Source organism: Mesorhizobium sp. P2_E7 (assembly GCF_056403855.1).
This window is the reverse complement of record NZ_JBFUER010000022.1, coordinates 1-533: the sequence shown is the minus strand read 5'-3', so window position 1 is coordinate 533 and position 533 is coordinate 1. Positions and strand designations below refer to the sequence as shown.

The following is a 533-nucleotide window of genomic DNA, read 5'->3' as shown; positions in this document are numbered from 1 at the left end:
TGGCGGCGGTGTTGTTGTTGCCCGCCGCATCGGTGAAGGYGCTGCCGGCCACGTTGATGGTGGCGGCGGTGGTGCTGCCGGCGGTGGGCGTGAAGTCGGCGGTGTAGCTGGTGCCGCTGCCGGCAAAATTGCTCAGCGTGCCACCGGTGACGGCGACATCGCCGCTGCCAAAGTTGGTCGACGCCTCGCTCAAGGTGAAGGTCAGGTGCGCGACATCGCCGATCTTCAGGGCATTGTCATCGGTGCCGAYCACAACCGTCGGATTGACGGTGTCGACCGTCGCGGTGTCGGTGTTGGACACCGTGTTGTCGTTGCCGACCGGGTCGGTGAAGGTGTTGGCCGCCACCGAGATCGACACCGGCGTCGTCGAGTTGTCGGCGACCGTGAAGGTCGCGGTGTAGGTCTTGCCCGACGGATCGCCGACAAGATCCTGCGCCAGGCCGGAGATCGAGCCGCCCGCCACCGTGATGTCGCCCGTATCGAAGCCGGTTGGCACCTCGGAGAAGGTGAAGGTCACCGCCGAGGTGTTGTGG

The 533-nt window shown here is 66.1% G+C and carries 1 protein-coding gene; it reads right to left on the bottom strand.

What is annotated here, in order from left to right:
• Positions 1–533: Ig-like domain-containing protein (locus tag AC1DYC_RS31120; RefSeq protein ID WP_477411478.1), on the bottom strand; the 533-nt coding region annotated here is incomplete at both ends.